The organism is Butyrivibrio sp. AE3004, assembly GCF_000703165.1.
In the GTDB taxonomy this organism is placed as follows: Bacteria; Bacillota; Clostridia; order Lachnospirales; family Lachnospiraceae; genus Butyrivibrio.
In genome coordinates this window covers 1,880,464-1,899,078 of the sequence record NZ_JNLQ01000002.1, presented here as the reverse complement: position 1 = coordinate 1,899,078, position 18,615 = coordinate 1,880,464, and the positions used below count along the sequence as shown (strand labels likewise).

Annotated in this window: 14 protein-coding genes; 10 read left to right on the top strand and 4 right to left on the bottom strand. The window is 39.4% G+C overall.

The features are described from left to right. Positions 1–12 precede the first annotated feature (12 nt). The 3 genes from BV60_RS0111345 (at position 13) to mnmA (ending at position 3,812) form a co-directional block, all read left to right on the top strand. Entirely contained in the window at positions 13–1,938 is a 1,926-nt protein-coding gene (locus BV60_RS0111345) for a YgiQ family radical SAM protein (protein ID WP_051656682.1), read from the top strand. A gap of 368 nt (positions 1,939–2,306) precedes the next feature. Next, complete coding sequence (locus tag BV60_RS0111340) at positions 2,307–2,657, top strand: metal-sensitive transcriptional regulator (protein WP_081846657.1); 351 nt, start codon at positions 2,307–2,309, stop codon at positions 2,655–2,657. Positions 2,658–2,735: 78 nt separating this feature from the next. Next, positions 2,736–3,812 carry a tRNA 2-thiouridine(34) synthase MnmA gene (gene mnmA, locus BV60_RS0111335; RefSeq protein WP_029321864.1) on the top strand — a complete coding sequence of 359 codons (1,077 nt, stop codon included), beginning with the start codon at positions 2,736–2,738 and terminating at the stop codon, positions 3,810–3,812. A 27-nt stretch (positions 3,813–3,839) separates the two neighbouring features. On the opposite strand, the gene BV60_RS0111330 is transcribed toward mnmA, so the two are convergent. Next, positions 3,840–4,496, bottom strand: a complete 657-nt coding sequence (locus BV60_RS0111330; RefSeq protein ID WP_029321862.1) for an NUDIX hydrolase — start codon at positions 4,494–4,496, stop codon at positions 3,840–3,842. Between the two features lie 120 nt (positions 4,497–4,616). On the opposite strand from BV60_RS0111330, the gene BV60_RS0111325 reads away from it, so the two are divergent. Together BV60_RS0111325 and BV60_RS22005 are read left to right on the top strand one after the other, a co-directional pair. Next, positions 4,617–5,726: a cation diffusion facilitator family transporter gene (locus tag BV60_RS0111325; protein WP_029321860.1), complete on the top strand. Its 1,110-nt coding sequence runs from the start codon at positions 4,617–4,619 to the stop codon at positions 5,724–5,726. Positions 5,727–5,850: 124 nt separating this feature from the next. Then, positions 5,851–9,648 (top strand): carbohydrate binding domain-containing protein, encoded by a 3,798-nt coding sequence (locus BV60_RS22005; protein ID WP_051656681.1) that lies wholly within the window; start codon positions 5,851–5,853, stop codon positions 9,646–9,648. Positions 9,649–9,744: 96 nt separating this feature from the next. On the opposite strand, the gene BV60_RS0111310 is transcribed toward BV60_RS22005, so the two are convergent. Next, positions 9,745–10,488, bottom strand: a complete 744-nt coding sequence (locus tag BV60_RS0111310) for a helix-turn-helix transcriptional regulator (RefSeq protein WP_029321856.1) — start codon at positions 10,486–10,488, stop codon at positions 9,745–9,747. Positions 10,489–10,662: 174 nt separating this feature from the next. Between BV60_RS0111310 and BV60_RS0111305 the strand changes: the two genes are divergently transcribed. After that, positions 10,663–12,024: a sodium-dependent transporter gene (locus BV60_RS0111305; RefSeq protein ID WP_029321853.1), complete on the top strand. Its 1,362-nt coding sequence runs from the start codon at positions 10,663–10,665 to the stop codon at positions 12,022–12,024. A gap of 40 nt (positions 12,025–12,064) precedes the next feature. Here the strand turns inward: BV60_RS0111305 and BV60_RS0111300 are convergent, their stop codons facing one another. Further along, positions 12,065–13,174, bottom strand: a complete 1,110-nt coding sequence (locus BV60_RS0111300) for a cation diffusion facilitator family transporter (RefSeq protein WP_029321852.1) — start codon at positions 13,172–13,174, stop codon at positions 12,065–12,067. 188 nt (positions 13,175–13,362) lie between these two features. Here BV60_RS0111300 and BV60_RS0111295 point away from each other — a divergent pair, with 188 nt between their 5' ends. The 4 genes from BV60_RS0111295 to BV60_RS22000 all read left to right on the top strand — a co-directional run bounded on the left by BV60_RS0111295 (position 13,363) and on the right by BV60_RS22000 (position 17,339). Continuing rightward, the gene (locus tag BV60_RS0111295; RefSeq protein WP_029321850.1) at positions 13,363–13,971 is read left to right on the top strand and encodes an NUDIX hydrolase; all 609 of its coding nucleotides are present in this window, start codon (positions 13,363–13,365) and stop codon (positions 13,969–13,971) included. A gap of 39 nt (positions 13,972–14,010) precedes the next feature. Further along, complete coding sequence (locus BV60_RS0111290) at positions 14,011–14,709, top strand: YggS family pyridoxal phosphate-dependent enzyme (protein ID WP_029321848.1); 699 nt, start codon at positions 14,011–14,013, stop codon at positions 14,707–14,709. Positions 14,710–14,873: 164 nt separating this feature from the next. Continuing rightward, entirely contained in the window at positions 14,874–15,146 is a 273-nt protein-coding gene (locus BV60_RS0111285; RefSeq protein ID WP_029321846.1) for a hypothetical protein, read from the top strand. Positions 15,147–15,212: 66 nt separating this feature from the next. After that, the gene (locus BV60_RS22000; RefSeq protein ID WP_051656680.1) at positions 15,213–17,339 is read left to right on the top strand and encodes a hypothetical protein; all 2,127 of its coding nucleotides are present in this window, start codon (positions 15,213–15,215) and stop codon (positions 17,337–17,339) included. Between the two features lie 111 nt (positions 17,340–17,450). Here the strand turns inward: BV60_RS22000 and BV60_RS21995 are convergent, their stop codons facing one another. Then, positions 17,451–18,599, bottom strand: a complete 1,149-nt coding sequence (locus BV60_RS21995; RefSeq protein ID WP_051656679.1) for a GGDEF domain-containing protein — start codon at positions 18,597–18,599, stop codon at positions 17,451–17,453. Between the last annotated feature and the right edge of the window lie 16 nt (positions 18,600–18,615).

Below are 18,615 nucleotides of genomic sequence, written 5' to 3'. Positions count from 1 at the left end.
GGATTTAATCATATGGCAAAGGGTTTTCCTCCAATAAGTAAGGAAGATATGAAGGAAAGGGGCATTGAACAGCTTGATTTTGTCTATGTGTGCGGTGATGCATATGTTGATCATTCAAGCTTTGGTGCTGCCATTATAACAAGAACACTTGAGGCTCACGGATATAGCGTGGGCCTTATTTGTCAGCCTGATTATCGAGACGAAAACAGCGTAGCGATTCTTGGAACACCAAAACTTGGATTTCTTGTTTCTGCAGGGAATATGGATTCTATGGTAAACCATTATACTGTTGCGGGGAAGCGTAGAAAGACAGATGCTTACAGTCCCGGTGGGGAGATGGGGAGACGTCCCGATTATGCAACAATAGTATATTGTAACCTTATACGTAAACTGTATAAGCACAATCCCATTATTATAGGTGGTATAGAAGGAAGTCTTCGTCGCTTGGGACATTATGACTATTGGTCTAATAAGGTCAGACGCTCCATACTTCTTGATTCCGGTGCGGACTTAATATCTTATGGTATGGGAGAGATAAGCATTGTTGAAATAGCCGATGCACTCTCATCCGGACTTGATGTAGCAGACATTACATACATAAACGGCACGGTTTACAAAACAAGGAATGAAGAAAATATCTATGAAGCAATAAAACTGCCTTCATTTGAAGAAATAAAATCCGATAAGAGGAAGTATGCTGAGAGCTTTCAGATCCAATATAAAAACACGGATCCTTTTTACGGAAAACGTTTATATGAGACCTATGATAAAAGCCTTTTTGTAGTTCAGAATCCGCCATCAAGACCTCTGACTCAGCAGGAATTTGATGATGTTTACGAAAGAGAGTATATGAGAGCATGGCATCCTGTTTATGATGCTGCGGGCGGAATACCTGCGTTTAATGAGATAAAGTATTCCATCACTTCTAACAGGGGATGCTTTGGAGAATGTAATTTTTGTGCATTAACTTTTCATCAGGGCAGAATTATTCAAAGTAGAAGTCATGAATCTATTATTCGTGAGGCTGAAATTTTTACCGGTGAAAAGGAATTTAAAGGATACATACATGATGTAGGCGGGCCTACAGCGCAGTTTAGAAAACCTGCATGTAAGAAACAGATGAAATTCGGAGCATGTCCTGATAAAAAATGCCTTCATCCGGAAGTGTGCAAAAATATGGATGTTGATCATAGAGATTACCTTAACCTTCTGAAAAAGCTCAGGGCTCTTCCCGGAGTAAAAAAGGTATTTGTTCGTTCGGGAATAAGGTTTGATTATCTTTTGGCAGATAAGGATGATACTTTTTTAAAGGAGCTTTGCCTCCACCATATAAGCGGACAGCTTCGAGTTGCACCTGAACATATTTCAGATAATGTTCTTGATAAAATGGGTAAACCAAAAGTAAAGGTTTATGATCGCTTTATAGAAAAATTTGAGAGAATAAATAAGCAGATAGGGATGCAGCAATATGCTGTTCCTTATCTTATGTCTTCGCATCCCGGCAGCACACTTAAAGATGCTATTGCTCTTGCGGAGTATCTTTGCAAACATAAACTAAGTCCCGAACAGGTTCAGGATTTTTATCCCACTCCGGGAACGGTTTCTACCTGCATGTACTATACAGGAATAGATCCACTTTCAATGGAACCGGTTTATGTTGCAAGAGACCCACATGAGAAAGCGATGCAGAGAGCTCTTATACAGTTCAGGCGTCCTGAAAATTATGAACTTGTAAAAGAAGCACTTTTACGGGAACATAGGGAAGATTTAATAGGGTTTGGACCTCAGTTCCTGATACCTCCAAGGAAACCATCTTCTAAGGAGGATTATAAAGGTAAAGGGAAATCATCCAAAGAGAATTTTAAAAATCAGGGTAAAGTCTCTAAATTGAATTACAGGGGGAAAGGAAAGAATTCGAAAACAAAAAAAAGACATTAAATATGTCTTTAGGGAGGAGGAGCTGTCAGATGGGGAATCTGACAGCTCTGGTATGAAAAAAGTTTTGTTGGGGGAGTCAGAAGTCTTCACTTCTGATAAGTTTATGATAGTCTTTATTTTTGTCTAAAGTATGTACGAAGCCTAAAAGAAACATAAGATTTATAAGGAAAGTTTTAAGTAAATATTATAAAATCATAAACTATAAGATAATGTAAAATATATCGTTAAATATGATTATGTTAAAACGATAGCATGTTTGAAATTGTTTTTTTGACATATATAATGATGGAAGGGGCAAAAGTAAATTTGGCCACATTTTTACTAATGTCTGAGCAGGTATATTTAGCGGTGACTGAATGGAGATTATAATGAGTAAAGACCTTTGCGGGGAAAATAATCATTCACATAAACATGGTGGAGAGCATAGTGATTCATTGATTCATAAGCATGCACACTATCATTCACCTGCTGAAAAAAAGAAGCAGATCAACAGACTCAGCAAAGCTATTGGTCATCTTAATCATGTTAAAGCCATGATAGAAGATGATGAAGACTGTGCGGATGTTCTAATGCAGCTGTCAGCAGTAAATTCTGCCCTTAAAAGCCTCGGTAAAGAAATAATAAATGAACATATGACCCATTGCATAATTCATGCTATAGAAGATGGAGATATTACTGCGGTAGAGGAATTCCAAAAGGCAGTACAAAAATTTATTTAGGGGCATAACATGGTAACAGTATCGGTAGCAGACCGGTATAAGTCAGATTAAAAAATGTTTTTTACAGATGAGGAATTTATGAGTAAAACAGCACTTATTGCCATGAGTGGCGGAGTAGACAGCAGTGTTGCTGCTGAGCTTATGAATGAAAAAGGGTTTTCGTGTATTGGATGTACCATGAGATTATATGAGAATGATATGATCGGTGAAGATCTTTTTGGAACCTGTTGCAGTAAAAAAGATACGGATGATGCAAGAGCGGTTACAGAGAAAATTGGTATTCCATATCATATTTTTCATTATGAAAAGGAATTTATAGACAATGTTATTGAACCCTTTGTATGTAGTTATGAGAGGGGGGAGACTCCTAATCCATGTATAAGATGCAACAAGTATCTTAAGTTTGACATTCTTTATAAAAAAGCTAAAGAACTATCCTGTGATTATATAGTAACCGGTCATTATGCGAGGATAGAGGAGAAAGACGGACACTTTTATCTGAAAAAAGCAGCTGATCTAAATAAGGATCAAAGTTATGTACTCTATGATCTGACTGAGGAACAGCTTTCACATACTATGTTTCCTTTAGGGGAATTTACAAAGAGTGAAGCAAGGCAGATCGCGGAAAAAAATGAATTTGTTACATCTCATAAGAGCGATTCTCAGGATATCTGTTTTGTACCGGATGGTGATTATGCCGGAATGATCAAACGATATAGAGGGAAAGAGTATCCGGGTGGAGACATAGTTGACAAGGAAGGAAATGTACTTGGTCATCATAAGGGTATAATAAACTACACTATAGGACAAAGAAGAGGACTTGGGGTTCCTGCAGACAGAAGACTTTATGTGACAGAGCTTGATATTGAGAATAATAAAGTGGTCTTATCGGATAATGAGGACTTATTCAGGCGTGAAGCTATTGTAAGGGATTTCCATTGGATAACAGGACAAATGCCTAAAGGCGATATAAGGTGCAGCGCAAAGATAAGATATAAGCATAAAGAGCAGCCTGCTACCGTAACGCTTCCAAAAGAAGAGGGAGGTATTGCCAGAATACTTTTTGATGAACCGCAACGAGCAATAACAAAAGGACAGTCAGCTGTGCTCTATGATGGGGATATAGTGCTTGGTGGTGGTATAATAACAGGCTAAAGGAAACAAAAAGAGCTCTGATGACAATCAAATAAGTTCAATAAAGCTGTGAAGAAGCCTTCCAGTAAAGCCCCAGATTACCGGTTCTGCTTTTTCATAAATCCACATATCATAGTGCTGGGTGTGCCAGGGATAAGTATTTTTTCCGCCGGTTACTTTCTCATAGGGGAAGTTTTCCGGCGGTATTGTTTTTTTCTGCATGTTATATCTGACTGCCGGATTATTCTTGAAAAAAGATATAGGATATGTGAATACTTTCTCTACTTCAGAAGGTGAAAATGTCATTTCATAATTTTTCAAAAGACCAACATACGGAAAAACAAGTGCACCCGTAGGTCCCATAAGAGGAGTGAGGTCTGTAAGTATTTCAAGCCGGGGAAGTGTGTCACAATTGCAGGTAAAACTGTCATTTACATTGCTGTTATTGGTAACCTTGGCAGGTGCGAGTAATAATTCTTCGCAAAGCTCTCTTATGGCAGCAGCTTTTGGCGTCTCATTTGCTTCGATCCGGCCTCCGGGAAAGCATACTTCTCCCGGCTGGAATCCAAGATTTTTTGAGCGCTGTTCGAAAAGTATATGGAATTCTCCGGATATTTCAAGCAGAGGAATCACTACAGCAGAACTCTTTGCAGGAATTTTAGAAAGAGTATTAAGTTTTTGGAGATTGTTAAATAAATCATTCATTTTCATAATTTTTATTATAAATCACTATTAGATTGTTTCAAATAGGATGAATACATATAATGATATAAGGGTAAAAAGTATGTTGTAGTTAATAAAAATGCTTAAAGGAGTTTTTACATCATGGAAAGAAATAAGACTATAATCAGAACCAGTATTATCGGAATAGTAGCTAATATCCTACTTGCGGGATTTAAAACCTTTGTTGGGGTAATATCGGGATCTATCGCGATTGTCCTTGATGCGGTTAATAATCTTAGTGATGCGCTCTCGTCAGTAATTACGATTATTGGAACGAAGCTCGCAGGTAAAGAGCCGGATAAGAAACACCCGCTTGGGTATGGAAGGATAGAGTACCTTAGTGCTGCATTGATATCCGTAATCGTTTTGTACGCCGGTACAACTTCTTTTGTTGAGTCGATAAAGAAAATCATAAATCCGGAGAAGCCATCCTATCAGATATCATCACTTATTATCGTTGCTGTAGCAATTGTTGTAAAAATTGTCCTTGGTACATATGTTAAGAATGTAGGTGAAAGAGTAAATTCCGAATCGCTTGTTGCATCGGGAGAAGACGCTAAGCTTGATTCTGTAATATCTGCTTCGACATTGGCAGCAGCTATTATTTTTATGTTTTTCGGAATCAGCCTTGAAGCATGGCTTGGTGCAGTTATTTCTGTTGTGATAATAAAAGCCGGCCTTGAAATGCTGCGTGATAATCTTTCTCTGATATTGGGAGAAAGAGTGGACCTTGAGCTTTCAAGTGAGATAAAAAAGACTATAGCGTCATTTCCGGAGGTGCAGGGAGCATATGATCTTCTTTTGCATAACTACGGACCGGACAGATATATAGGTTCTGTGCATATTGAGGTTCCTGAGAATATTACAATATACAGACTTGACCAGCTTCAGAGAGAAATAGCTGCTCTTGTCTATAAAAAGCATGCTGTGGTAATAGAGGGCATTAGTATTTATTCACAGAATTCTGACACTTCGGCTGCAGGAAAACTAAGAAATTCCATAGCGGGAAACATTATTTCCAAGCATGAGAACGTTAAGCAGATTCACGGCTTTTATCTTGACGAAGTTAAAAATATAGTTGCCTTTGATATTGTTGTTTCATTTAAAGAATCAGATAAGCAAAAACTCCATGACGAAATCATTGCAGAACTTAAGGCACTTTATCCTCAATATGAGTACAGGATAAATCTTGACAGAGACTTCAGCGATTAAAGATCAGACAAAGGAATTGGCAGGTTCTTCAAGAAAATTATAAAAAAAGCATAAATTTGATATAACCTTTTTCTAAAAATCAATAGGATATTCTTACCGATTAGATTTTTGGAAGGAGAAGGACATGATCAAAAAACAATGGGGAAGGATGCTTGCAGCGGCAATGGCAGCAACCTTAACAGTAACAAGTGTTCCATTTTCAGTTCACGCAGAGGAGAGCGAAGGAACTGAAGGTGTGACACAAACCACCAATTCTGATGAAGGATATAATCTGGTATGGCACGATGAATTCGATGGTAATTCATTAAACACGGATTATTGGAATGTGGAACAGCACGAGCCGGGTTGGGTTAATGCTGAGCTTCAGAGATACACTGCACTTGATGAAGGCAACATTAAGGTAGAGGGTGGATCACTTCATATCATCCCTAAATATACAGGCTATGAGGAAACATCAGAAGAAACTACTGAGAATAATAATGAAGCAGAACCTCAGCATATAACAACTGAGTTTACTGCGGGTGGTGATACATCAACTGCTCAAATACAGGTTAACTTTGGATTGATCGGGGATGTAGATGAAGAGTCAGCTAAGGCAAATGCAGAGGTTGTTTTATCAAATCTTGCATTTGTTGATACGACTGAAGGTGTTGATATCCTTAAGGGTGGAGTATCTGACGGGAACGTTAAAGACCCGGCTGAATGGAACTTTGGTACGAATGAAGATGGTAAAGCATCATTAGATAGTGCAGATGGAGTATACAAAATTAAAATTGATAATTCCGGTTCTGTTAATTATGCTATACAGCTTCTTACCGGTGATATCAATTTGATTGCAGGTCATACCTATCAGTTTTCAATGGATGCTACATCTGATATGAACAGAGCAACAGAAGTAAGCGTACTTGATCCGGCAGCAGGCTATAAATGGTATGGCGGAGGAAAATATGTAATAAACGGAAGTGGTAAGAACACAACACCGGCTACCGGAAAAGGGGAGATAACTTCCGGAAGAATTACAACTCAGAATAAATACGATTTTACATACGGTCGTTTTGAAGCAAGAGCAAAAGTACCTGAAGGAAAAGGATTCCTTCCTGCTTTTTGGCTTATGGCTACTGATGAAGGACTTTATGGACAGTGGCCGAAGTGTGGAGAAATTGACATTATGGAAGTTATGGGACAGGATACAACAAAGTCCTATCACACAATCCATTATGGCTACGATTCTTCCAGCGGACACAGAGAAAATCAAGACTCAAAGGTACTTAATGATGGTAGCTTTTCAGATGATTATCATGTTTTCAGAGCTGATTGGGAACCCGGTCTGATTACCTGGTATGTTGATGATGAGAAGGTTTTTGAAACCAGGGATTGGTATACAGGTACCGATGACGATAATCAGAAGACATATCCTGCACCGTTTGATCAGAACTTCTACATCATTCTGAACCTTGCGGTAGGCGGCAGCTGGGTAGGATATCCTGACAATAACAGTGATATTAACGGTAAGGAATTTGAAGTTGATTATGTAAGAGTATATCAGAAGGATGAAGGTGCTTACACGGAAGGTGAAGCAACTGCGCAGCGCCCAGAGAAGCCCGCTGTACAGTACAGAGAAGCAGATGATAAAGGAAATTATGTAGTTAACGGTGATTTTGCAGCAGATATTGCAGCTGAGGGATCGGATGAATCCAAGGATAACTGGGTTCTCCATCTTGAATCTGATTCAAAGGAGTCTTCTTCAAATGTAAGCAATAACCAGATAACACTTACTCCTTCTGCAGTAGGAAGTGTAAATCACAGTGTACAGCTTAAGCAGACGAATATTCCTATGTATAAAGGCTGGGAGTATGAGCTTTCATTTGATGCATGTGCTACAGAGGAAAGGTCGATCATTGTTGATATCGAAGGTCCCGATCACGGTTGGGAAAGATATATGCAGGATACTACTGTTAAGCTTGGAACTAAGATGCAGTCTTATACCCTTGATTTCACGATGGATAAAAAGACGGATGCAAACGGTTCTCTTGAGTTCAATCTTGGTAAGCAGGGATCAACAGCTCCTGTTACCATAAAGAATGTCAGACTAATTCATAAGTCAGGCGAAGAGGCTTCAAATGTCACTGAAAAAGAAATCCGTCCTGACGGAAACTATGTATACAACGGTTCCTTTGATCAGGGTGATAAGAGACTTGGTTATTGGGAATTTGATGAAGAAGATGCTGATAGCATTTCTGTAACGAATGTAAAGAACAAGAGAGAGCTTATGGTTAAGGTTGAGGTTCCGGAAGGAGCTTCAGAGGCTAATCCTGTAACAATTTCACAGTCTGAACTTGCACCCCTTGTAAAAGGTCAGTATGAACTTAGCTTTAATGCATATCATGAGGGCGGAGAAGCAGACGGAATGACAGTAAAGGTTGTCGGTGATGAATTTACACCTTCTCTTACAACTGAGAAGACAAGCTTTAGCAAGGTTGTAACACTTGAAAATAACCTCACAAGAGAAGAATCAAATATTGAGTTTTCATTTACAAAACCCGGTACCTATTATCTTGATGATGTATTTTTGACAGAAAAAGCAATCCTTAAAAACGGTTCATTTGATGCGGGAACTGCAGGGTTTACTCCGTACATTTATGATACTGTTAAGGCATCCTATGTAGTTGACAATATGAATGGCAATGATAATACATTTGCTATCACAATTGACGATACAATGGCTGATGATGCAGGCAATGATTGGTATGTACAGCTTAATCAGGATGGTCTGACAATTGAAGAAGGCAAATATTACTATATTGCGTTTAAGGCAAAGTCCAGCATCGACAGAAAGATAAAATATTGCCTCCAGCAATTTGAAGGTACTTGGGCAAACTATAGTGGAACAGGTGAAGTTGAGATCGGAAATGAGTGGAAGGAATTTTCACATGCATTCCAGATGACAAATCCTACAGATACAAAGACCAGATTCAATATAACAATGGGATCAGTTGGCGGCACAAGAATTACTCAGAAGCATGATGTTTATATTGATGACATTCAGGTAATTGAACTTAGTAAGGAAGAATTTGATAAATTAATCGGTAATAAACAGGAAGAACCTTCTGAGAATCCTTCAGAGAAGCCGGGCGAAACTCCGGAAGTAACACCTGAGCCCAAACCTGAAGTAACTCCCGAACCAAAGCCTGAAGTTAAACCTGAGCCCAAGCCCGAAGTGACACCTGAGGTAACTCCTGAGGTAACTCCTGAACAGAAGTCTGAAGTATCAAAAGAGGCAGACCCTGAAGTTAAACCTGAGGTGAAGCCTGAGACAAAACCTGAGGTAAAGCCTGAAGTAACACCTGAAGTTAAGCCTGAAACAAAGCCTGAAGAAATGAATAAAAATACTGACGAAACCAAAGAGTCTGCTAAAGTTGAAAATGAAAAAGCAGAACCTGTAAAGGCTGAGTCAAAAATGAATAATAATGGCAAGGCAGAGAAAGGTGAAGTAAAGGTTACCAAGAATAATATTTACCAGGTAACAGGCAAGAAGAAAGCCAGCTATAAGGCTAATCCCGATTCAACAAAGACGAGCCACTCTGTTCCCTCAAGTGCAGTAGTTGATGGAACAAAGGTTAAGATTACTACGGTTGATAAGTCTGCGTTCAAGGATAACACAAATGTAAAGAAAGTTACTCTTGGAAAAAATATTACAACTATTGATGAAGAAGCATTTGCAGGATGCACAAATTTGAAGAAAATAGTTGTGAAGTGTAACAAGCTTAAGAAAGTAAAAAAGAATGCATTCAATAACTGCAAATTCGATAAGAACTTTAAGGTTGTTATCTATGCAAAGAGTGAAAAAGCTTTCAAAAAGGCTGTTAAACTCTTTAAGAAGGCAGGATTACAGGACGTTACTTTCGTTCGAAAAGATGCATAAATTCATGATTTCCCTCATAAATTCTTAAAAATGAAAAAGCTGACGGAGATATCTGTTGATATCTCTGTCGGCTTTTTTTATATAGAAAAAACATTTTTATTTCCAGGTTGTTCCGTAGTAAGTCTCTCTGTATTTTTTAGGTGTCATTCCTGTTTCTTCAAAAAAGAGCTTGCTGAAATGACTCTGAGATGAAAAAGACAGATAATTTGATATTTCAATTATGGAGTAATCACTAAAACGAAGCAGGTTCTTAGCTTTATCAAGTTTTATGTTTCTTATGTAATCACTCGGGGAAATGCCAAGCTCTTCTTTAAACATCCTTGAAATGTGGCTTGTTGAAGTCTTTAAATGTTCTGCCAGATCATCAATTGTTATGCGATCGTTAACATGAGCATATATGTAATTTAAGCATTCGTTGGCTGTTCGTGAAAGACCGGCATTTTGGCGAAGATCCTTCATTCGTACCGTATAATCCATAACCATTTTTGAATGAAGATCGGAGAGAGCATCTATCGTTTTTATGTCATCCAGTTTTTGAATGTAAAAATCACTTAATCTGAAAGCACGCTCCATCTCCATGCCTTTTTCAGTACATATTCTGGTAATAAGTGCAACACTTACAACAAAATGATACTTCAGATTCTGCAGAGGGTCTCTTGATAGTGTACCGGTTCCGTTTGAATCAAGGAATCTGTGTTGATCAATGTTGTCCTGTACAGCTTCCGTATTTCCGCTTGCCACATATTGATAAAACATGTACTCATCATTTTGCTGTCTGTGAGTCATATCATTTTCGGATAAGAGTATCTCATTTTCTTCCCAGTCTTTGAAAGTATTCATGGCGTTCCTTTTCACTGATAAGTTTTTAGAAAAATTAATCGGATTAATTATACATGGAAAACATAATTAAGTTAATAATAGGCATATATGGAAAATGTGATAGAATATAAATGTATTTTAATACATTATTCATTAAGTCAGATTAAAAAAATGAGTTTGTTGAGGAGAATTATTATGGCTGAAGAGCGGGGGAGCTTTGGTTCCAGATTGGGATTTATTTTGGTGAGTGCAGGCTGCGCAATTGGTATCGGAAATGTATGGAAGTTTCCATATGTTACCGGTGCTAACGGAGGAGCTGTATTTGTTCTCTTCTATCTGATTTTTCTGATAATCATGGGAATACCTGTAATGACTATGGAACTTGCAATCGGACGTGCAAGTAACAGGTCGATTGTACAAGGCTATCATAAATTGGAAAAGCCGGGGCATAAATGGCACATCCATGGATGGCTTTGTATGCTTGGATGTTATCTTCTTATGATGTATTACACCACAGTATCGGGGTGGATGGTTGATTATTTTTACAAATTTGCTTCCGGTAAGTTCAGGGATATAGGCGTTGAGGACGTTGAGGGTGTTTTTGGCGAAATGCTGTCAGATCCCGAGGAAATGGGAATATTTATGGTTTTGACCGTTGTTTTCGGTTTTGTTGTTCTAAGTCTCGGCGTAGTGGAGGGCCTAGAAAGAGTAAACAAGGTAATGATGATAGGACTGCTTGGGCTGATCATAGTTCTGGCAATTCACTCACTTACTTTACAAGGTGCTGCGGAAGGTGTTAAATTCTATCTTCTTCCTGACTGGAACAGAGCGATGGAGGTCGGATTAGGCAAAGTAATAAGCGCTGCCATGAATCAGGCATTCTTTACACTGAGTCTTGGAATTGGTGCAATAGAGATATTCGGAAGTTACATGTCAAAGGAGCACACACTTACGGGAGAAGCTATAAGAATCTGTGCACTTGATACATTTGTAGCAATTATTTCAGGACTAATTATATTCCCGGCATGTTTTAGCTATAATGTAGAAACAAGTCAGGGACCTTCACTGATATTCATAACTCTGCCGAAAGTATTTATGAACATGAAAATGGGAAGAATCTGGGGATCATTATTTTTTGTATTCATGACTTTTGCAAGCTTTTCAACAGTTACGGCTGTTTTTGAAAACCTTGTGGCCTTTACCAGTGACAATTTCGGATTGAAAAGAGGCAAGGCCATTATCGCAAACTGTATATTCATCCTGATAGCAAGTCTGCCGTGCGTTCTCGGATATAACGTGTGGAGCAATCTGCATATTATAGGAGCAAGAGATGTTCTTGATTCGGAGGATTTTATAGTAAGTAATATCCTGCTGCCGCTTGGCTCACTGATTATTACATTTTTCTGCACTGCGAAATTCGGATGGGGATTTGATAAATATCTTGAAGAAACAAATACGGGAAGCGGAAGAAAAATGCCTGTAATATTCAAATACTATTTCAGATTTGTGCTTCCGGTTTTAATATTGATCATATTGATACAGGGATTAATTGCCTGAAAAAAGGAGCATCCATCGGATTTGATGGATGCTTAATTTTTTATATATCCCTGTCGGAATGAATATCTATGGAATAATCCGGATAGCTTTCTGTTAGATGCATGCGGGCATGATCAAGGGTAGCATCAGGATAGGGAGTGTCAAAACTGATTATTATATCCAAATCTATAATGCGGTTCTCATTATCAATGTGTATTCCATGCACCTGCAGAATTCCGTCGATATGTTCCAGGCGTCTGACGATTTCTTCCCGCATATCCTTGCTTTCACTGCTTATAACGCAAATGCCTATGGCACTTAGAATTACATTGAATTTATCAAGGACATCGTCTTTTATCTTATGACTAATAGTATAGATGCTGTTTGCAGTCATATTACTGTCGACATCTATAACAACAGAACCGATAAAACGATCCGGCCCATAATTATGTAGAACAAGATCGTGAACATCAAGAACTTCCTCATAACCATGAACAAATGATTTTATATCTTCTGCCAGGCTCCTGTCAGCTCTTTTACCAAGGATGTCGTTCATATCATCAATGAGTAGCTCTAAGCCTGCCTTGATGATCCAAAATGAAATAAAAAGACCGATAAATGCATCAATCTGAATATTCGCAATTATGGATAAAAGTGCTGAGATAAGTACTGTTATTGAAACAATGCAATCGTTTATGGCATCCTGACCGGAGGCAACAAGAGCAGGAGAACTAAAAGCTTCTCCGCGTTTTTTTACAAAGCTTCCAAGTAAAAATTTTGTAATTATCGAAACTATAACCATTGCTATTGTGTAGAACGTGTAGGTGGTCTTTAAAGGATTTATAATTTTTTCTATGGATTCTATTCCTGCGGAAGCACCGGCATAGATAATGATAATTGCAACAATAGCAGCACTTATGTATTCGATTCTTCCATGACCCATAGGATGCCCCTCATCCGGTCGCTTTTCGGATAGCTTTAAGCCAATGATAGTTACAACTGAGCTTGTGACATCCGTAAGATTGTTAAGAGCATCGAGGAGCATGGCAAGTGAACCGGCCATCATACCAAAAACAGATTTTAATATTACGAGGACGATATTGACCAGGATGCCAATTACAGAGGTATCAATTATTTTTTTATTTCTAAGTGTATTATTTTTAGTATTCATAGAAATTATTATACATCCATAGGTTTGGAGTTGTTAATGAAATATGTTAGAATAGCTTTCAATGGTATCCGGAATATGGCCAATAATCCTGATAGGTATAGGAATTGAGATTTTTATAAGAGGATTTTTTGGTTTATAAAGAAGACCTCAAAACGAAACAAAATGATCTGATGTAGGAAAGAGGAAAAATGGCAACAATAAAATTACTTGAACAACTAACGGAAAATAGATTTGTTAATCTTTTTCATGTTGAGGGAGAGAATGATAAAGGGCATCATTCAAATTATTATGTGGCATCCAGAGCTAAAACTAAGGAAGATTTGATGATTACCACAGGAAAAAATGTGGCTGACGGAGTTTCAATCTATGCTTTGTACGGAGAGAAGAGAGATAAGGTTGTTTTGGTAAGACAGTATCGTTATCCAATAAACACTTATATTTATGAGTTTCCTGCGGGACTTTGTGAACCCGGAGAGAACTATAAAGAGGCAGCAGAAAGAGAACTCCACGAGGAAACAGGACTTAATTTTCACCCGCTTGATGTAGATGATTTGTATGAGCTCCCTAGGTTTTCGACAGTAGGAATGTCAGATGAATCAGTTGCAATGGTCTTTGGGTATGCTGATGGAAAAATTTCTGATAAGTATCAGGAAGAAAGTGAAGAGATTCAGGTGGTTATAGCTGACAGGGATGAGGTAAGAAGAATCCTTAAAGAGGAGCATGTGGCAATCCTCGCAGCTTATCATCTTCAGCATTTTTTGCATGATGATGATCCATTTGAATTTTTAAATGTCTAAATATGATAATCAAGGATCGATTTACAGAAAGGAACAGCGATGTCAATTAGAGAAAATTTACAACTGGTAGAAGAAAATATACAAGCAGCTTGTGAAAGGTCCGGACGCGACAGAAACAGCGTGACACTAATAGCTGTAAGTAAGACCAAGCCTGTATCCGACATAAGAAAAGCCATGGAGTGCGGTATTACAGTATATGGTGAAAATAAGGTTCAGGAGATCAGGGATAAAACCGAAGAGATAAAGGAACCTCTCCATTGGCACATGATAGGGCATCTCCAGACAAACAAAGTCAAATATCTTCCGGGTAAAGTTGACATGATTCATTCTGTAGACAAGCTCAGCCTGGCAGAAGAGATCGAGAAGCAGGCAGCTAAGAATAATCTTGTAATGGATGTTCTTTGTGAAGTAAACATGGCAGGTGAAGATACCAAATTCGGACTTACTCCAGAGGAAACACCTGATTTTGTAAGAACAATAGCGTCTTTTCCACATGTGAGAGTAAGAGGATTGATGACTATTGCGCCGTATACAGATAATCCTGAGTCCAACAGAGTGTATTTTAAAGGGCTTCGTGAACTTCTTGAAAATCTGAAAAATGAGAATATTCCGGGGACACAGTTGGATACTCTTTCGATGGGCATGACAGGTGACTATGAGGTTGCCATAGAAGAAGGTGCAACTTTTGTCAGGGTCGGAACCGGAATATTCGGTGAGAGAGATTACTCGGTTAAGTGATAGATGATGAAAATGCTAAACTGGTTTATCGTTCGAAATAATATTATGAATTGATAAATCAGTTTAGCATTTTTTTATTTTCATTTAATTGATAATAAAACAGTTGAATCATAGAATAAATGTAGAGAAATTTTAGCTTGTCAACATTTGTCGGGAGTTTTCTGATGATTAGAACAGTGCCGTTAACCAAAAATCTAACATTGGATCAGATAAATTATCTGATTGATACGGGGCATGTATTTGTTACCCCGCTGGGTTTGAACAGAACTGCCTATATCGTAATTAATCACAAACCATTTATGGTTGTGGTGACGGATGTTTCTGTTAACGGAATTCAGTTGTCAGGCTCCTGGTATAATTGGGATGAGCTTGAAAAAATGGGTGGAGTATTTGAATCTGAATTTGACGCTCTTAAAGCAGTTGCTAATGGGGCTTGAAAAATGTGCTTTGATGTGGTCGACGAGTATATTTGTGGACCACTTTTTTCTTAAAGGAGATTTCTTATGGAAAATGCGAATGTTCAGGATGTAGCACAGAATAATGATATTGCAGCACCAAATGCTGATACTACATCACCCTCTGTTGAAGATATGATTGCTGCTATGGCTGATGCTAAGACAGCGACGGATGTTGATAAAAACTTGGAAAAAATTGCATTTGCAGAAGCGGTAGCTGCCTATGAAGCAAATCCTGATGGAAACGCAGTTTCAGCATCTGCAGCTGAAGCAGCGCCTGCAGTAGAGGAAATCCCTATACCTGAACCTGTACCCGAAGTAGCACCTGCGGTAGAGGAAATTCCGATACCTGAACCTGCTCCTGAGGCAGCACCAGCAGTAGAGGAAGTGCCAATCTCTGAGGCAGCACCTGCAGCAGAGGAAATCCCGATCCCTGAACCTGTACCTGAAGTAGCGGCTGCAGTAGAAGAAATACCGATCCCTGAGGCGGCACCTGCAGTAGAGGCAGTACAGATTCCTGAAGTAGCACCTGCTGTAGAGGAAATCCCGATACCGGAGGCAGCACCTGTAGCAGAGGAAATCCCGATTCCTGAAGCAGCACCTGTAGCAGAGGAAATCCCGATACCGGAGGCAGCACCTGTAGCAGAGGAAATCCCGATATCGGAGGCAGCACCTGTAGCAGAGGAAATCCCGATACCTGAACCTACACCAGAGGCAGCACCGGTGGTAGAGGAAATCCCGATACCGGAGGCAGCACCTGTAGCAGAGGAAATCCCGATACCTGAACCTGCACCTGTAGTAGAGGAAGTGCCTATACCTGAAGTAGAACCTGCTGTAGAGGAAATCCCAATACCTGAACCTACACCAGAGGCAGCACCGGTGGTAGAGGAAATCCCGATTCCTGAAGCAACACCTGGAGCAGAGGAAATCCCAATACCAGAGGAAGCACCTGCGGCAGAGGTAATCCCGATACCTGAACCTGCACCTGTAGTAGAGGAAGTGCCTATACCTGAAGTAGAACCTGCTGTAGAGGAAATCCCAATACCTGAACCTACACCAGAGGCAGCACCGGTGGTAGAGGAAATCCCGATACCTGAACCTGCACCTGTAGTAGAGGAAGTACCAATCCCTGAGGCAGCGCCTGTAGCAGAGGAAATCTCGATACCAGAGGCAGCTCCTGTAGTAGAGGAAGTGCCTATACCTGAAGTAGAACCTGCTGTAGAGGAAATTCCGATACCAGAGGCAGCACCGGTGGTAGAGGAAATCCCGATACCTGAACCTGCACCTGTAGTAGAGGAAGTACCAATCCCTGAGGCAGCGCCTGTAGCAGAGGAAATCCCGATACCGGAGGCAGCGCCTGTAGCAGAGGAAATCCCGATACCGGAGGCAACGCCTGTAGCAGAGGAAATCCCGATACCGGAGGCAACGCCTGTAGCAGAGGAAATCCCGATACCGGAGGCAACGCCTGTAGCAGAGGAAATCCCGATACCGGAGGCAGCACCTGCGGCAGAGGAAATCCCGATACCGGAGGCAGCGCCTGTAGCAGAGGAAATCCCGATACCAGAGGCAGAACCTGCAGTAGAAGAAATACCAATTTCTGAGATAGCACCTGCAACAGAGGATAATCCGGTTACAGAAGATTTACCGATTATAGAAGAAACAATTATTCCTGTTGAGGATGCTCAGGAAGAGGAAGAGCAGGAAGAAGCCGGAATCGAAATGCCTGAACTTGATCTTGGAATACCTGAATTGATAATTCCTGAAGAAGAGATACTTTTGAACGAAGACAATGAGGATATTGAAAAAGATGTTTCGGCAACTGACATTTCTGAGGATAAGAGCCCTGATGATATTGCGATGGAACAGGCAACAAATGCTATGCTTGGACCTGTTGAAGATATGAAGATATTCCTGCAGGAAGAGGACTACGAATATACTGAGATTGAAGCTGACGGAGTTACAACATTGGTTCTTGTAAAAATGGAAGACGATGATGTACTTTACATTGAATATGAAGATAATGAATTCTCAATGCTGATATCTCATTATGAGAAGGATGGAAAACATAGCTATAAGGATGTAAGGGACACTTATATTAAAGAATCAATAAACAAGGGCTGCAATTACAAAATCCGCCGTCATAAGGGAAGTAGAGCTGTTGTAAGATATAATTGATGAGAACGCAGCTCTCTAATAAAAAGATTATAAAAAACAAAATAATGGGGCTTTCGCTCCGGATGATTGTTCATCTGGGCGAAGCCCTCTTTTCATGTTCTTAATTATCTGTTAAGCCCTCGAATGCTTCATATGATAAAGGTCGGTATCAGCTCTTGCAATAAGAGAGGGAATCGGAACAGGAGATGAATAATCATATTCTGCAATTCCGACACATACAGATAAACTGTAAGGAGCTCCGGCTTTCTCGTTTAAATGCTTTACATTGGACCTTATTTTGTCAGAAAGCCAGTTTACTTCACCTTTGTATTCGGTTTCGGCTATTATTATAAATTCATCGCCTCCGAATCTGGAAACAAAGAAACGATTTCTGTGAGCCTGACAAGCCTCTTTCATTGCTGTGGCAACTCTTATAAGTGCTTTATCACCTTCGATATGACCATAAGAGTCATTGATTTCTTTGAAATGATCAACATCGATTATCATAAGATAAAGAGATAATCCGGGAGTCGGTGACTTCATTTTTTTCATTAGATAGCGCTGCATTTGATGGCGGTTGTTAACCTGTGTGAGAGAGTCCATAGAAATAAGATTCTCCATAGAGGTCAGATATACAAGTAAAACCGAAAGCGTAGCACCATAACACATTATGGGGAACGTTAAAAACATAACCTGAAGAATACCGCATGTCAGTGGCAAAATAGGGAAGATACCGATTACAAAATATAAACTGTGGTCAAGGTATCTGTCCTGTGTATAAGCCCTCCAAAAGCCCTTTATCGAGGAATAAATCAGATAACCTACAGGTACAAGTAAAAAAAGTCCATATAAAGGACCGTATTCTATAGTTCCATTATCTGAAAACTTGAATACAATTCCGCTGAAAGCGCCGGCAAAAATAAGTATAATTGCTATTGCCATGGGAATAGACCGTTTTATCATACCTGAGGATGTCAGGATTTTTTTGTTCTGTTGTATCAGTTCACAATACAGAAACCAGAAATAACTGCATCCGACAATACAACCATAGGGAATGATTGTAACTATGTACATTATGATATGATTCGATGGAATAAAGCCGGACTGAAAAAGAATCCATACTGAATCGGATAAAAAGTAACCAATCATTATGTAAATCATACGTCGTATCAAAATGGTAGAGGCCTGACGGTCAATACCATGATTTATTTTAACGAGAATCAGCCCCAAAATGAATGTGCAAGCAATATTTGCTTCTGCATAGTAAAAAAACTCTGACACACGAAGCCTCCCTGCT

Bases quoted from the DNA above. Each gene is read 5' to 3' on its own strand.
- BV60_RS0111345 (WP_051656682.1), top strand. From the start codon at position 13: ATGGCAAAGGGTTTTCCTCCAATAAGTAAGGAAGATATGAAGGAAAGG.
- BV60_RS0111340 (WP_081846657.1), top strand. From the start codon at position 2,307: ATGAGTAAAGACCTTTGCGGGGAAAATAATCATTCACATAAACATGGT.
- mnmA (WP_029321864.1), top strand. From the start codon at position 2,736: ATGAGTAAAACAGCACTTATTGCCATGAGTGGCGGAGTAGACAGCAGT.
- BV60_RS0111330 (WP_029321862.1), bottom strand. From the start codon at position 4,496: ATGAATGATTTATTTAACAATCTCCAAAAACTTAATACTCTTTCTAAA.
- BV60_RS0111325 (WP_029321860.1), top strand. From the start codon at position 4,617: ATGGAAAGAAATAAGACTATAATCAGAACCAGTATTATCGGAATAGTA.
- BV60_RS22005 (WP_051656681.1), top strand. From the start codon at position 5,851: ATGATCAAAAAACAATGGGGAAGGATGCTTGCAGCGGCAATGGCAGCA.
- BV60_RS0111310 (WP_029321856.1), bottom strand. From the start codon at position 10,488: ATGAATACTTTCAAAGACTGGGAAGAAAATGAGATACTCTTATCCGAA.
- BV60_RS0111305 (WP_029321853.1), top strand. From the start codon at position 10,663: ATGGCTGAAGAGCGGGGGAGCTTTGGTTCCAGATTGGGATTTATTTTG.
- BV60_RS0111300 (WP_029321852.1), bottom strand. From the start codon at position 13,174: ATGAATACTAAAAATAATACACTTAGAAATAAAAAAATAATTGATACC.
- BV60_RS0111295 (WP_029321850.1), top strand. From the start codon at position 13,363: ATGGCAACAATAAAATTACTTGAACAACTAACGGAAAATAGATTTGTT.
- BV60_RS0111290 (WP_029321848.1), top strand. From the start codon at position 14,011: ATGTCAATTAGAGAAAATTTACAACTGGTAGAAGAAAATATACAAGCA.
- BV60_RS0111285 (WP_029321846.1), top strand. From the start codon at position 14,874: ATGATTAGAACAGTGCCGTTAACCAAAAATCTAACATTGGATCAGATA.
- BV60_RS22000 (WP_051656680.1), top strand. From the start codon at position 15,213: ATGGAAAATGCGAATGTTCAGGATGTAGCACAGAATAATGATATTGCA.